This window comes from Caenimonas soli, assembly GCF_013155545.1.
Lineage (GTDB): Bacteria > Pseudomonadota > Gammaproteobacteria > Burkholderiales > Burkholderiaceae_C > Ramlibacter > Ramlibacter soli.
This window is the reverse complement of the sequence record NZ_JABJVV010000005.1, coordinates 179,195-193,337: the sequence shown is the minus strand read 5'-3', so window position 1 is coordinate 193,337 and position 14,143 is coordinate 179,195. Positions and strand designations below refer to the sequence as shown.

Annotated in this window: 12 protein-coding genes; 7 read left to right on the top strand and 5 right to left on the bottom strand. The window is 65.2% G+C overall.

Features of this window, described 5'->3' with window-relative positions; all coding sequences use genetic code 11:
* Positions 1 to 10 precede the first annotated feature (10 nt).
* Both ligD and HNE04_RS09615 read right to left on the bottom strand, forming a co-directional pair.
* Positions 11 to 2,524, bottom strand: coding sequence for a DNA ligase D (gene ligD, locus HNE04_RS09620; protein ID WP_172218317.1), 2,514 nt, complete (start codon positions 2,522 to 2,524; stop codon positions 11 to 13).
* Between the two features lie 47 nt (positions 2,525 to 2,571).
* Complete coding sequence (locus HNE04_RS09615; protein ID WP_172218316.1) at positions 2,572 to 3,624, bottom strand: ferritin-like domain-containing protein; 1,053 nt, start codon at positions 3,622 to 3,624, stop codon at positions 2,572 to 2,574.
* 261 nt (positions 3,625 to 3,885) lie between these two features.
* Between HNE04_RS09615 and HNE04_RS09610 the strand changes: the two genes are divergently transcribed.
* Together HNE04_RS09610 and HNE04_RS09605 are read left to right on the top strand one after the other, a co-directional pair.
* Entirely contained in the window at positions 3,886 to 4,347 is a 462-nt protein-coding gene (locus tag HNE04_RS09610; protein ID WP_172218315.1) for a hypothetical protein, read from the top strand.
* Entirely contained in the window at positions 4,344 to 5,249 is a 906-nt protein-coding gene (locus HNE04_RS09605) for a hypothetical protein (protein ID WP_207717509.1), read from the top strand. The genes HNE04_RS09610 and HNE04_RS09605 overlap by 4 nt, the downstream gene beginning before the upstream one ends.
* 6 nt (positions 5,250 to 5,255) lie before the next feature.
* Here HNE04_RS09605 and metK read toward each other — a convergent pair whose 3' ends face one another.
* Positions 5,256 to 6,437 carry a methionine adenosyltransferase gene (metK, locus tag HNE04_RS09600; RefSeq protein WP_172218314.1) on the bottom strand — a complete coding sequence of 394 codons (1,182 nt, stop codon included), beginning with the start codon at positions 6,435 to 6,437 and terminating at the stop codon, positions 5,256 to 5,258.
* Positions 6,438 to 6,572: 135 nt separating this feature from the next.
* Here metK and HNE04_RS09595 point away from each other — a divergent pair, with 135 nt between their 5' ends.
* A complete protein-coding gene (locus HNE04_RS09595) occupies positions 6,573 to 7,400 on the top strand; it encodes a lysophospholipid acyltransferase family protein (RefSeq protein WP_172218313.1) in 828 nt (275 codons plus the stop codon).
* Positions 7,397 to 8,260, top strand: a complete 864-nt coding sequence (locus HNE04_RS09590) for an LpxL/LpxP family acyltransferase (protein ID WP_235964900.1) — start codon at positions 7,397 to 7,399, stop codon at positions 8,258 to 8,260. Before HNE04_RS09595 ends, HNE04_RS09590 begins: the two co-directional genes overlap by 4 nt.
* On the opposite strand, the gene HNE04_RS09585 is transcribed toward HNE04_RS09590, so the two are convergent.
* Both HNE04_RS09585 and yihA read right to left on the bottom strand, forming a co-directional pair.
* Positions 8,223 to 9,140 carry an alpha/beta fold hydrolase gene (locus tag HNE04_RS09585; RefSeq protein WP_172218312.1) on the bottom strand — a complete coding sequence of 306 codons (918 nt, stop codon included), beginning with the start codon at positions 9,138 to 9,140 and terminating at the stop codon, positions 8,223 to 8,225. The two genes, HNE04_RS09590 and HNE04_RS09585, sit on opposite strands and share 38 nt — an antisense overlap.
* Positions 9,106 to 9,804, bottom strand: coding sequence for a ribosome biogenesis GTP-binding protein YihA/YsxC (yihA, locus tag HNE04_RS09580; protein ID WP_235964897.1), 699 nt, complete (start codon positions 9,802 to 9,804; stop codon positions 9,106 to 9,108). The genes HNE04_RS09585 and yihA overlap by 35 nt, the downstream gene beginning before the upstream one ends.
* A gap of 91 nt (positions 9,805 to 9,895) precedes the next feature.
* On the opposite strand from yihA, the gene HNE04_RS09575 reads away from it, so the two are divergent.
* The 3 genes from HNE04_RS09575 to ccsB all read left to right on the top strand — a co-directional run bounded on the left by HNE04_RS09575 (position 9,896) and on the right by ccsB (position 14,100).
* Positions 9,896 to 10,549 carry a c-type cytochrome gene (locus HNE04_RS09575; RefSeq protein ID WP_172218311.1) on the top strand — a complete coding sequence of 218 codons (654 nt, stop codon included), beginning with the start codon at positions 9,896 to 9,898 and terminating at the stop codon, positions 10,547 to 10,549.
* Between the two features lie 111 nt (positions 10,550 to 10,660).
* On the top strand, positions 10,661 to 12,778 hold the full coding sequence (locus HNE04_RS09570) for a cytochrome c biogenesis protein ResB (protein WP_172218310.1): 2,118 nt from the start codon (positions 10,661 to 10,663) through the stop codon (positions 12,776 to 12,778).
* The gene (gene ccsB / locus HNE04_RS09565; protein ID WP_172218309.1) at positions 12,775 to 14,100 is read left to right on the top strand and encodes a c-type cytochrome biogenesis protein CcsB; all 1,326 of its coding nucleotides are present in this window, start codon (positions 12,775 to 12,777) and stop codon (positions 14,098 to 14,100) included. Before HNE04_RS09570 ends, ccsB begins: the two co-directional genes overlap by 4 nt.
* The last annotated feature ends 43 nt before the right edge of the window (positions 14,101 to 14,143 follow it).

The following is a 14,143-nucleotide window of genomic DNA, read 5'->3' as shown; positions in this document are numbered from 1 at the left end:
GTGCTCCGCTTCAGCGCCGCTTGAAACCCAGCGCCTTCATGGCCGCCGCCAAGCCGGTTCGACTGGCTTCGTACTCGCTCCACGGCGCGTTGCCTTCGTCCAGCCGGGTGTGGACAGTGCCCACCGTCCAATGCGCGCCGCTCTTCAGGCCCTCGAGTTCGTCCCACCGGACCGGCACTGAAATCCCCAGGCCCGGCCGGGAGCGCGCCGACCACGCGCACACCGTGGTCGCGCCAAAGCCGTTGCGCAGGTAGTCGATGAAGATCTTGCCGACCCGGTTGCTGCCGCCACTCTTGGCGACAAAGCGCTGCGGGATGGTTTGCGCCAGGTGCTGCACGATCGCCTGCGAGAAATCCTTGACCGTGTCCCAGTCGAATTGCTTCTTCAGCGGCACCACTACGTGCAAGCCCTTGCCGCCACTGGTCTTGAGAAACGCCGGAAGGCCCAGCTCGGTGAGGAAGGCGCGCACCAGCTGCGCTGCTTCCTGCACTTGCGGCCAGCCGACGCCTTCTCCCGGGTCGAGGTCGAAGGTCATGCGGTCGGGCTTGCCGATGGCGGTCTTGACGCCGTTCCAGGTGTGGAACTCGATGACGTTCATCTGGGCCGCCGACAGCAAGCCATCGGGCGAGGCGATTTCGAGCAGGCGCGGATGGTCCGGGTCGATGGCCTGATCGAGCTGCTCGACACCCGGCATCTTGTAGCGCTCGGCGTGCTTCTGGAAAAACAGTTCTCCGGCGATGCCCTGAGGTGCGCGCACCAGGGCGACCGGCCGGCCCTTCAGGTGTTCCATCATCAGCGGCGCGACCAGCGCGTAATAGCGCACCAGTCCGATCTTGGTCGTTCCGGACTCGGCGTCGATGACCCGGTCGGGATTGCTCACGCGCAGCGAGGCGGGCAGGGCGGCCGTTGCGGACTGCGCGACCTTCGCGGGCTTGTCGACCGGGGCAGTGTGGCGCGGCTCCTCGCGCGTGATCGACTCGGGCGGCTTGTCGGCGCGCAGGCCGTGAAAGACCGAGTGCCGGATGCGCCCGCTGCGGGTCCAATCGCCGAACGCCACCTCGCAGATCAGCTCGGGCTTGACCCAATGGGCATTGCGCGGAATCTCGGCGTCGGGCGCAAAGGGGCTGGCATCCGCATGGAGGCCGCCCAGTTCGGCGCGCAGCTCACGCAGCGTCAGCTCGTTGAAGCCGGTGCCCACGTTGCCTGCATACCTGAGACGGCCTTCCTTGTCGTGCACGCCCAGCAGCAGCGAGCCGATGCCCGTGCGCGATCCCTTGGGGTCGGTATAGCCGCCGATGACGAACTCCTGGCGCTGGCCGCACTTGAGTTTGACCCAGTCGGACGAGCGCCGCAGCACGTAGGCGGATTCCTTGCGCTTGGCAATGACGCCCTCGAGTCCGAGCCGGCAAGCCGAGGCGAGGACGTCTTCAGGTGTGGCGTCGAACACGGCGCTGAACCGGACCTTGTCGTGCGGCTTGCGCTCCACGATGCGCTGAAGCACGTTGCGGCGTTCCAGCAGCGGCACCTCGCGCAGGCTGTAGCCGGCGCAGTAGGGCACGTCGAAGAGGTAATAGACGATGTCCGCTGTGCGGGATGTTTCGAACGCGCCCTGCAGGGCCTGGAAATCCGCCGGGACCCGCTCGCCCGGCATGATGATTTCGCCGTCGTACCAGCCGTCGGGCAGGTCCATGGATTCAAGCGCTTTCGCCAGGTGCTCCAGCTTGTGGGTCCAGTCGTTGCCGTTGCGGGTGATCAGGCGCACGCGCCCGCCCTCGGCGCGAGTGAGCATGCGATAGCCGTCGAACTTGATCTCGTAGATCCAGTTGTCGGCGTCCTTGGGCGGCGCATCCACCAGCGTCGCGAGCTGGGGCTGCAACTGCGCCGGCAGCGCGGCTTTTCGTGCGCCTGCGGGCGGGCCCGACGCCGATGAAGGCGTGGTAGTACCAACAGCCGGACGGTCGGCCAGCGCCTTGACGCTGTCGGGCATCTCGTCCACTACGCTGAATTCCGAAGCGGGCCGCACATAGTCGTCTTTCTCCTTGATCAGCAGCCACGGTTCCTGTCGTTCTTCACCGCGGCCCTTCATGCGCACCAGCGTCCAGCGCCCGTGCATCTTGTGCCCGCGCAGCTCGAACTTGAGCTTGCCGTCGCGGTATCCCTTGTGCGGATCCTCCAGTGGGACCCACACACCCTTGTCCCAGATGATGACCTTGCCCGCCCCATAGTTGCCAGGCGGAATCGTCCCCTCAAAGGTGTTGTAGGAGATCGGGTGGTCTTCCACATGCACGGCCATCCGCTTGTCGGTTGGGTCGAAGCTGGGGCCCTTGGGTACCGCCCAGCTTTTCATCGTGCCGTCCAGCTCCAGCCGGAAGTCGTAGTGAAGCCGGGTTGCCCAGTGCTTCTGGATCACGAAGGTGCGGGCCCCTTCGTTGGGCACGCCGCCGTCCAGGGGCTCGGGCGTGACGTCGAAGTTGCGCTTCTCGCGGTAGGTCTTCAGGGAAGGGCTGGAACGCTCGTCACCCATACACAAGTACGAGGCTCGGGGCAAGCCCAGAGCCTCGTTATCCTCCGTTACAAAGCGCGGATCTGGTCGCGCAGCATCTTGATCTGGTCGTGATTGCGCTGCACGCCCTGCATCTGGCGCTCCACGATCAGTTTGATACCGGCCGGAAGCGGTTGCTTCAGCGCCTTGCGGTAACGCGCCATCGCGTTGTCCTCCCCGCGTTCGCACTCTTCCAGCACCGCCTTGTCGTCGTAGGTGGACAGCGTGGCCTTCACCGAAACCCAACCGCGGTGCATGGCGCCGGCTGCGCTGCCGCCTTCGTCCACGTCACCGCCCAGGCTGCGTATCTGTTCGTACAGTTCCTGGGCCGCGCCGCGGCAATCGTCCGCGCGCTGCAGGAATACCGACTTGAGGTCCGAACGCTCGGCCTGTTCGGCGCAGGCGCGGAAGCCATACTCGCCGTCCTTGCAGCACTCGGCCAGGTCGTTCAGTGCGTCGATCACATCCTCGTTGTCGCCGCTCATGTTGCCGGCGCTTTGCGCTTCGCCGACCATGGCAGCGGCGCCGCCGCCCTGGCTCTGGCTCTGGCTTTGGCGCTGGCTCGAGCCCATGCCCATGCGACTGTCGGCAGTGCCGTCCATGCCCGGCATGCCGCCCGCACGCTTGGAGTCGATGCGGTTCCATGCTGCGCGGCTGGCCGGCCGCGCCTCGGGCCAGCTCAGGCTGGAGCCGCCGCGGGCCGTTTCCCACTCGGATTCGAGGTTCGGCTCGGCGCTGTCCCAGTCCTGATAGCGCGTGCGCCCCGTCAGGCCCAGGCGATAGGCCGGCCCATAGTCGTCGAAACTACGGCCCTGTTGGTAATAGGATTCGCGGTTGTAGTTCTCGCGCCAGTGGGCCTCTTCGGCCGTGGGATTCACGGCCTCGGCGGCGGCCTTGCCCGCCAACCCGCCGATCACTGCGCCCACCACGCCGCCTATCGCGGCGCCCACCGGACCGCCTATGGAGCCCGCCGCCGCGCCTGCCACGGCACCGCCGGCAGCGCCAACACCCGTCCCCACCGGGTGCGCGCCCGGCTCGTCGGTGATCGGATCGCGATTGAGGTCTTTGTCTTCAGCAGCCATGTGTTTGCTCCTAGTCGATGATTGAATGAACTTGCGCGAGGCCCACCTTGCGGCGGCTGCTCGCTGCATGCATTCGCCATCTTCGGTCGGCGGCCAGACGAGGCAGTCAGCGAATCAGGAGACTGCCTGTAGGAGAACTCCCCAACGGTGAAAACGACGAGCAAGGCCGGGCTGCTCACAGGCGAATCCAGCCTTGTCCTACAGCGGCCAAAGACGCCGCGGCGCAATCTTTCGTGACGCCGCAATAGCGGCAACAGCACCATGAAGTACTCGCTACGCAAGACGCCTTCGCACCTGCACCTGGCCTACAAGTACGGTGAAGCAAGCGATGGTCTGATGGGCCGGCATTTCATGCTGGAAATTCAGGACCGGGTGCTGATGTTGAGCATCGATCTCACACCGAACTTCCATACGCGCAACAAGGGCGCCTCGGCTTACCTGGACGCGGTCAACTTCGCGCACAACCACCACAAGCTGCGTTACCTGCAGTGCAGCGACAACCTGGTGCGCGCTCGGCTGATCAAGGCCTGGGAGCAGGTCCAGCAGCCTCTATTGCGCATGTGCCTGGAACTAGGGGCCCGCGGGCGTTATCTATACGCGGTGCAGCCCCATTCGCTTTTCATGGGCGGCATACAGTTCGACGTGGAGGAAGTGCTCGAAGAGCAGGCGACGCGCATTCGCGCTCATTCGCCGGAATATCACGGAACCAGGAATCACGCATGAACAAGCTGATGGATACGATGAAGAGGACGGCGACCCGCCTGCTGAGGCTGGGCGCAGCCTGCCTGCTGGGTTTTGCATCGCTCAATGCCATGGCCGACGCCGGCGCGCTGCGCGCCAAATATGGGGAGATACGCGAGCAGCTGCGCGACAACAACTTCCAGCGCGCGATGCATATCGATTCGTCCGAAGCCGGTGATGTGCTCAAGGGCGACGTCTATGCCGTGCTCGACCACCCGTTCGGCGTGGTCGGCAATGCCTTGAAGGAACCGTCGGACTGGTGCGACATCCTGATCCTGCCGTTCAATACCAAGTACTGCCACGCCGTGAGCGCCAACGCCGGCGTGGCGCTGCATGTGCGTATCGGCCGCAAATACAACCAGCCGGTCGAGAAGGCTTATCGGCTGGAGTTCGCCTTGCGTCCGGTCGCCGCAAGCTCCGACTACTTCGAGAGCAGGCTCAATGCCCAAGAGGGTCCTATGGGCACCAGGGACTACCGCATCATCGTGTCCGCGATCCCGCTGGACGGTGGCCGCACTTTCATGCACCTGAGCTATTCGTATGGCTACGGCATAGCCGGGCGCATGGCGATGCAGGCCTATCTTGCGACCGCGGGCTTGAACAAGGTCGGCTTCACGGTCACCGGCAAGGATGGCAGCGGCCAGCCGATCTACATCGGCGGAATGCGGGGGGCGATCGAGCGCAATGCGATGCGTTACTACCTGGCGATCGACGCCCATCTGGCATCGTTGCGTTCACCGGCGGACCAGCAGGTGGAAAAGCGAATCCAGACCTGGTTCGACGCCACCGAGCGCTACTCGCGCCAGCTGCGCGAAATGGACCGGGCCACCTACGTGGCCATGAAACGCGGCGAATACGAGCGCCAGCAGGCGCTCATCCAGTAACTTCGCTTACTTGAGGCCTGCCGCGGCGCGCAGCGCCTGGGCTTTGTCGGTGCGCTCCCATGTGAACTCGGGTTCTTCGCGGCCGAAGTGGCCGTAGGCCGCGGTCTTCTCGTAGATCGGTCGCAGCAGGTCCAGCATCTGGATGATGCCCTTGGGCCGCAGGTCGAAATACTCGTGGACCAGGGCGGCAATCTTGTGATCGGGGATCACGCCCGTGCCCTCGGTGTACACCGTCACGTTCATCGGCTTGGCAACGCCGATCGCGTAGGCAACCTGGATCTGGCACTGGCGCGCGATGCCGGCAGCCACGATGTTCTTGGCCACATAGCGGGCGGCATAGGCAGCCGAACGGTCCACCTTGCTCGGGTCCTTGCCCGAGAACGCGCCGCCGCCGTGGGGGCACGCGCCGCCGTAGGTGTCGACGATGATCTTGCGGCCCGTCAGGCCGCAATCGCCCTGCGGACCGCCGATGACGAACCGTCCGGTCGGGTTGATCAGGAAGCGCGTTTCCTTCAGCCATTCCTTGGGGAGCACCGGCTTGATGATCTCTTCGATGATGGCCTCGTTGAACGAGGGCAGCATGTGCTTGCCGTCGCTCTGCTCGGGGCTGTGCTGGGTGGACAGCACGACGGTGTCGATGCTGTGGGGCTTGCCGTCCACGTAGCGCATCGTCACCTGGCTCTTGGCATCCGGGCGCAGGAAAGGCAGGCGGCCGTCCTTGCGCAGCTGGGCCTGGCGTTCCACCAGCCGGTGGGCGTAGTAGATCGGCGCGGGCATCAGTTCCGGCGTTTCGTCGCAGGCATAGCCGAACATCAGGCCCTGGTCACCGGCGCCGATATTCAGGTAGTCGTCGCTCGCATGGTCCACTCCCTGGGCAATGTCGTTGGACTGCTTGTCGTAGCAGACCATCACGGCGCAACCCTTGTAGTCGATGCCGTATTCGGTGTTGTCGTAGCCGATGCGCTTGATCGTGTCGCGCGCCACCTGGATGTAGTCCACATGGGCGTTGGTCGTGATCTCGCCGGCCAGCACCACCAGCCCGGTGTTGGTCAGGGTTTCGGCGGCGACGCGGCTGCGCGGGTCCTGCGTGAAGATCGCGTCGAGGATCGCATCGGAGATCTGGTCGGCCACCTTGTCGGGGTGTCCCTCAGAGACCGATTCGGAGGTGAAAAGAAAGTCGTTCGCCATTTGAATAAACTCCACAGGTTTGCTTGAAGGCGCGTTGCCTTGTGCCGGAGCTTTGGGCGAACGCTTTAGCAGAATTTTTTTAATGTCGCCCTGCAAGTAGTTCATAACTCGGCGACGAGGGCATTCTAAACGCTTGTGATAACCCTGTTCCGCCTGCTAGCGCTATTGCCGCTGCCGATCCTGCATGCCGTGGGCGCAGCTTTGGGATGGGTGACCTTCCTGGCCTCCGGCACTTACCGCCGGCGCTTTCTGGAGAACGCCCGGCAGGCAGGTTACAAGCTGGCGCAGGTCCGCTCTGCCGTGGGTGAGACAGGCAAGCTGCTGGCCGAGCTGCCCCGGCTCTGGTTCGGCCGGCCGGCTGCGATCGAGTGGGACGGATCGGAGTTCATAGAGGCCGCGCAGGCACAGGGCCGGGGCATCGTCTTTCTGACGCCACATCTGGGCTGCTTCGAGGTGGCGGCGCAAGGCTATGCCGCGCGGTTCGGCGCTGTGACGGTGCTGTACCGGCCGGCGCGCAAGCCCTGGTTGCGGGGCCTCGTCGACAGCGCGCGTGGCCGGGCGAACCTGGCTACAGCCCCCACGACGCTGGCGGGCGTGCGCCAGATGCTCAAAGCCCTCAAAAAGGGCGAGGCCGTGGGCCTGCTGCCGGACCAGGTGCCGCCCGAAGGCCTGGGTGTCTGGGCGCCGTTCTTCGGGCGCGAGGCCTATACCATGACGCTCTCCACGCGCCTGGCCCGCCAGACCGGCGCCGCCATCCTGTTGGCCTGGGGTGAGCGCCTGCCCTGGGGCCGCGGTTACCGCCTGCACTTCCGGCCATGGCCCGGTGTCGTGGCCGAGGAGCCCGAAGCCGCTGCGGCCCAGGTGAACGCACAAATGGAGGACCTGATCCGGGAATGTCCGCAGCAGTACCTCTGGGGCTATGCCCGCTACAAGCAGCCGCGCCGCGCGGACGGGACTCAATGAGCAAACTGGGCATTCTCTTCATGCGCCTGCTGGCGCATCTTCCCCTGGCCTGGGTGCGCGCGCTGGGCTGGCTCCTGGGCTGGTTCCTGTACCTGGTGGTACTGCCGCGCCGACATGTGGTGCGGGTGAACCTTGCCCTGTGCTTCCCGCAGTTGACGCCGCAGGAGCGCGCGCGGCTGGTGCCGAAAATCTTCGTGCGCTTCGCGCAGGCCTGGCTGGATCGCAGCTGGCTGTGGCACGGAAAGCCCGAGGTCACGCGCAGGAGGCTCAAGTTGACCGGGGCGGTGGAGGAGCTGGACGGCTCGCAGCCCACCGTGCTGTTCGCACCTCACTTCATCGGCATGGACGCCGGCTGGACGGCGCTCACGCAACAGCTGCAGCGCGATTTCACCGGCATCTATACCGGCCAATCGAACAAGGTGCTGGACGCCTGGATGCTGTTAGGGCGCCAGCGCTTCCGCTCGGGCCGGCCGTTCGGCCGCGCCGACGGCGTCAAGGCCATCGTCAGTTCGCTGCGCAGCGGCGCGCCGCTCTACCTGCTGCCCGACATGAATTTCGGCCCCGAGGAATCCATCTTCGTGCCCTTCTACGGTATTCCCGCAGCCACCGTGCCGTCGCTGTCCCGCTTTGCCCGGTTGGGAAGGGCCAAGGTGGTTCCGGTGGTGACGCGCATGACGCGCGAGGGCTACGACGTGCAGGTGCTGGCGGCCTGGAAAAACTTCCCGTCAGACGATGTGACTGCGGACACCGCGCTGATGAACGAACGACTGGAAGGCTACATCGACACCATGCCCGACCAGTACTACTGGGTGCACAAGCGCTTCAAGACGCGGCCGGCCGGGTTGCCCCCGGTTTACTGAGGAACTGTCCGAGCCGCTGCGCGACCAATGCCGGCTGCTCATGGATGATCCAGTGGGTGGCCCCCTCGATCTTCTCCAGCGTGAGCTGAGAGACGTACTCGTCGAGGCCGTCGATCAGTTCGGGCGGCAGGGCGGCATCGTCCATCGCCCACAGCACCAGCGTGGGCAGGTCCACGGTGAGCATGTCGCGCGGCAGGTCGATCCCCGCTGCCCCTGGGTCCTGCGCACTCGGCGGCCGCACGGGTGAGGCGCGATAGTAGTTGCAGCCGGCGGTCAGGCTGGCATCCCAGACCTCGCGGTATTGCTGCTTCACGTCTTCGGTGAGCCAGGGCGCGCCGCCCCAGTTGGTGAAGAACTGCCAGAGCCGGCGATAGTCGTCCGCGCGCAGCAGCTGTTCCGCGTCCGGGCGAATGAGGAAATTCATGTAGGCGCTGGCGGCCTGCTGTTTCGGGTTGGACTTGAGCTCGCGCAGGAAGGTGCCGGGATGGGGCGAGTTGATGATGGCCAGCTTTTTCGTCAGTTCCGGCAGTTGGTTGGCCAGGTTCCACGCCACCGCGCCGCCCCAGTCATGCGCCACCAGGCACTCGAGGGGCGCGCCCTCGATCTGGATCAGCGCCGCGATGTCCTGCACCAGCAATTTGGCCCGGTAGGCTTTGACGTCGGCCGGCTGGCTCGATTTTTCGTAGCCGCGCAGATTGGGCGCCACGCACCGGTAACCGCCGTTCTCCGGCCGGGCGAAATGTTCCAGCAGGTCATCCCAGACAAAAGCCGCCTCGGGAAAGCCGTGCAGGAACATCAGCACGGGCCGGCCGCGCGCGCCGGCGGCGCGGCAGCTCAGCGTGATGTCATGGGACAGGGTTTGCTGGAATTTCTCGATCATGGGGCGGCTCCGGGTGCGCCCACTGCGAAAGCAGCACGGCGGTTTCTTCCACGCCCTGCTTCTTCAGGGCCGAGAAGAGTTTCACCTCGCCGCCGCCGGCTTGCAGTCGCGCAATGGACAAGGCCTTGGCCTGCTCGCTGCGGTTGAGCTTGTCCGCCTTGGTCAGCAGCAGCAGGAACTTCAGGCCCTCCTCGACGCGGGGCCTGATCACCTCCAGCAGGATGTCGTCGAGTTCGGTCAGTCCATGGCGCGGATCGCACAGCAACACCACCGCCTGCAGGTTTTCCCGGGTAACCAGATAGTTCGCCATGACCTGCTGCCAGCGCAGCTTGTCCTGCTTGGGCACGGCCGCGTAGCCGTACCCGGGCAGATCGGCCAGGATGGAGTCGGTGATGCCCTGCTTGCCCAGGGCGAACAGGTTGATGCTCTGGGTTCGTCCCGGGGTCTTGGATGCGAAGGCCAGCCGCTTCTGCTGGGTCAGGGTGTTGATGCAGGTGGATTTGCCCGCGTTGGAGCGCCCCACGAAGGCGATCTCCGGCACGGCCAGGGCCGGCAGAAACTCGAGTGTGGGCGCTGTGGTCAGGAAGCGGGCGGTGTGCATCCAGCCCATGGCCAGGGCGGCGGCGGTCTTGGTTCCGGCGGGTTGGGCCGGGGCGGAGCTCATGGGGTGCCTTTGGGTTTGCGGGGAAACCCCGAGTGCGGCATTGTAGAATCACGAGGTTTTGCGCCAACGAACACGAACCGATTCCCCCGATATGAAGCCGCTTGCCACCTTGCTGATGGCTGCCGTTCTGGCAGTTCCCGCGTTGTCCTTCGCCGACGAGAAGGCCGCGCCCGCGCCTGCTCCGGCCGCCGCGCCTGTCGCTGCCAAGCCCGACCTCAACCAGGGGAGCGCCAAGTTCGCGGCCGTGTGTGCCGCCTGCCACGGCGCGGACGGCAACTCCGGCACCCCGGCCAATCCCAAGCTGGCCCAGCAGCACCCGGAATACCTGGTCAAGCAGCTGCAGGAATTCAAGAACGGCAAGCGCCCCAGCCCGGTTATGCAGGCCTTTGCCGCGCAATTGTCGGACGCCGACATGAAGAACATCGCTTACTGGGCCGGCTCGCAAAAAGCCAAGTCCGGCTTCGCCAAGGACAAGGAATTGGTCGCACTGGGCGAGCGCATCTACCGCGGCGGCATCGCCGATCGCCAGGTGGCCGCCTGTGCCGGCTGCCACAGCCCCAACGGCGCCGGTGTGCCCTCGCAGTACCCGCGCCTGTCCGGCCAGCATGCCGACTACACCACGGCACAGTTGATTGGCTTTCGCGACGGTGCCCGCAAGAACAGCCTCCAGATGACGCAGATCGCGGCCCGCCTGAACGACCGGGAAATCCGGGCCGTGTCCGATTACATCGCCGGCCTGCGCTGATCCGCAGGGCGGACCGTTGAACTAACCGCCGCAAAACAACCCTAAAAAAGGCGGGCACCTCCGTGGAGGGCCCGCCTTTTTTTGTTCTACCCCAACACTGCTTTTTTCTCGATGTCAGTCTCCACCCAGGGCCTTCGCCTGCGCACCGAATCGCACACCATGCGATCGACGGTGGAATTGCTGTCGTCGATGCGGTTCTCCATTTCGCTGCTGACGGTCATCTGCATCGCATCGGTGATCGGCACGGTGCTCAAGCAGCACGAGCCGGCGGTCAACTACGTCAATCAGTTCGGGCCGTTCTGGGCCCAGCTGTTCATGGCGGTGAAGCTCAACGCCGTCTACAGCGCCTGGTGGTTCCTGCTGATCCTGGCATTCCTTGTCGCGAGCACCTCGTTGTGCATCGCCCGCAACACACCCAAGATCATTGCCGACCTGAAGGCCTACAAGGAGAACTTGCGCGAGCAGAGCCTGAAGGCCTTCCACCACCGGGCCCACGCGACGCTGGGCGAGACACCCGAGGCCGCGGCGCAGCGAATCGGCAAGACCCTGGCCGGTGGTGGCTGGAAGGTGAGGCTGCAAAAGCGCGACAACGGCTGGATGGTTGCCGCCAAGGCCGGCGGCGCCAACAAGCTGGGCTACCTGGCCGCGCACAGCGCCATCGTGCTGGTCTGCATCGGGGGCCTGCTCGATGGCGACCTGATCGTGCGGGGCCAGATGTGGCTGGGCGGCAAGACGCCCTATACCGGTGGCGGCATGATCGCCGACGTGAAGCCGCAGCACCGGCTGCCGGCCACCAATCCGACCTTCCGCGGCAATATCCTCGTGGCCGAGGGTACGCAGTCGGGCACGGCGATACTGAATCAGTCGGACGGCATCCTGCTGCAGGAGCTGCCGTTCTCGATCGAGCTGAAGAAGTTCATTGTCGAGCACTACTCCACCGGCATGCCGAAATTGTTTGCCAGCGAGATCGTGATCCACGACCGGGACACCGGGGAAAAGATTCCGGCGCGTGTGGAAGTGAATCACCCGGCGCGGCACCGCGGCATCGAGATCTACCAATCCAGTTTCGACGACGGCGGCTCCAGCGTGCGCCTGTCGGCCGTGCCGATGCACGGCAATGCCAAGCCCTTCGAGATCGAAGGCGTCATCGGCGGGTCGTCCCAGCTCACCAAAGGGCAGGGCGACGGCGCCGAAAAGATGACGCTGGAATACACCGGCCTGCGCGTCATCAACGTCGAGAATTTCGCGGGCAACGACAAGGCGGGGACGGATGTGCGCAAGGTGGACCTGCGCGACTCCCTGGAAGCGCGCATGGGCGCGGCCAACAAGACGGCGACCAAGAAAGAACTGCGCAACGTCGGCCCCAGCATCACCTACAAGCTGCGCGATGCCGCCGGGCAGGCGCGCGAGTTCCACAACTACATGCTGCCGGTGGACATGGGCGATGGCGCGCCGGTGTTCCTCATGGGGCTGCGCGACACGCCGGCCGAGCAGTTCCGCTATCTGCGCGTACCGGCCGACGACCAGGGCGGCCTGGACGGTTTCCTGCGGATGCGCGCCGCTCTTGCCGACACCGCGCTGCGCGAGCTCGCCGTGCGCCGCTACGCCGCCAAGGCGACCGATACAGCGCGGCCCGAGCTGGCGGCGCAGCTGTCGGCCTCGGCCGGGCGCGCCCTGGCGCTCTTTGCCGGAACCGATTCCACGGCGCAGGGCGGCAAGGCCGTTGGCGGGCTGCAGGCGCTGTCGGATTTCATAGAGGCCAACGTGCCGCAGGCCGAGCGCGAGCGCGCCAGCGAGGTGCTGGTGCGCATCCTCAATGGCGCCCTGTTCGAGCTGGCCCAGATCACCCGCGAGCGGGCCGGCCAGAAGCCTCTCGCGCCCAGCGAGAAGACACAGGCGTTCATGAGCCAGGCGGTGCTCGCACTCAGCGATGTGCACATCTATCCCGCGCCGGTGGCCTTCCAGCTCAAGGACTTTACGCAGGTGCAGGCGAGCGTGTTCCAGGTGACACGAAGCCCCGGCCGCAGCATTGTCTACCTGGGCTGTGCCTTGCTGATCCTGGGTGTTTTTGCCATGCTGTACGTGCGCGAGCGCCGGGTCTGGTGCTGGCTGAGCGGCAATGACGCCGGCGCCGAGGCGACGATGGCGCTGTCCAGCAACCGCAAGACCATGGAAGCCGACCGCGAATTCGCGCTGCTCAAGGAGCGGCTTTTGAGGATACAAGCATGAACACGGCCACCACCACGCTAGACCTTCACGAGGGTTTTTTCTCGCGCCGCAACTGGTTCGACTGGCTCTTCGCCCTGGTCGTGGCTGCCGGCGGCGCCTATGCGTTCGCGCGCTACGCCAGCTACATGGACGTGTACGAGAAGGGCATCCTCATTGGCGCGGTTCCGGCCGCCATATGGATCGGCTGGTTCTGGCGGCCACTGCGCGTGCTGATGCTCGCTGTTGCCGCATCTTCCTTGCTGGGCATCGCGCTTTACGAAGGCAGCCTCGGGCGCGCCGAGAGCGTGTTCTGGCTCAAGTATTTTCTCTCCAGCCAGTCGGCCATCCTGTGGATGAGCGTGCTCTTTTTCATGAGCACGGTGTTCTACTGGATCGGCATGTTTTCGCCCCGGCAGGGCACGGCGATGGAGCGCATCGGCTCGCGCCTGGCCTGGGTCGCGGTGGGCATGGCCTTGATCGGCACCATGGTGCGCTGGTACGAAAGCTACCTCATCGGTGCTGACGTGGGCCATATCCCGGTCAGCAACCTGTACGAAGTGTTCGTGCTGTTCTGCTGGCTCACCACCGCGTTCTACCTGTACTTCGAAGACCAGTACGAAACGCGCTCGCTGGGCGCATTCGTGATGCTGGTGGTCAGTGCGGCCGTGGGCTTCCTGCTTTGGTACACGGTGGTTCGCGAAGCCCACGAGATCCAGCCGCTGGTCCCTGCGCTCAAGAGCTGGTGGATGAAGCTGCACGTGCCGGCCAATTTCATCGGCTACGGCACCTTCGCGCTGTCGGCCATGGTCGCCTTCGCCTACCTGATCAAGCAACAGGCCGGCGAGACGCGTTGGTACAAACTGACCCCGCTCTGGCTGCTGGGCATGGCACTGTGCTTCGTACCCATCGCCTTTCGCCAGCGCGGCATAGCGGAAGCGGGCGGCAGCTACTGGGTGGGCTACGCATTGATCTCGGCCCTGATCGCCGTGGGCATCCTGCTGGGCCGGCAGCGGATTGCTGCCAGACTGCCTTCGTTCGAGATCCTGGACGACGTGATGTACAAGTCCATCGCCGTGGGTTTTGCGTTCTTCACCATTGCCACCGTGCTGGGGGCCCTGTGGGCTGCCGAAGCCTGGGGCGGCTACTGGAGCTGGGACCCCAAGGAGACCTGGGCACTGATCGTCTGGCTGAATTACGCCGCCTGGCTGCACATGCGCCTGATGAAGGGCCTGCGGGGGACCGTATCGGCCTGGTGGGCACTGGCCGGCCTGGCCGTGACGACTTTCGCCTTCCTGGGCGTCAACATGTTCCTGTCGGGGCTGCATAGCTACGGAACGTTGTGATCGCGGGCTGAATCCTTGTAAGAATGGCCGGCGTATTCAGACC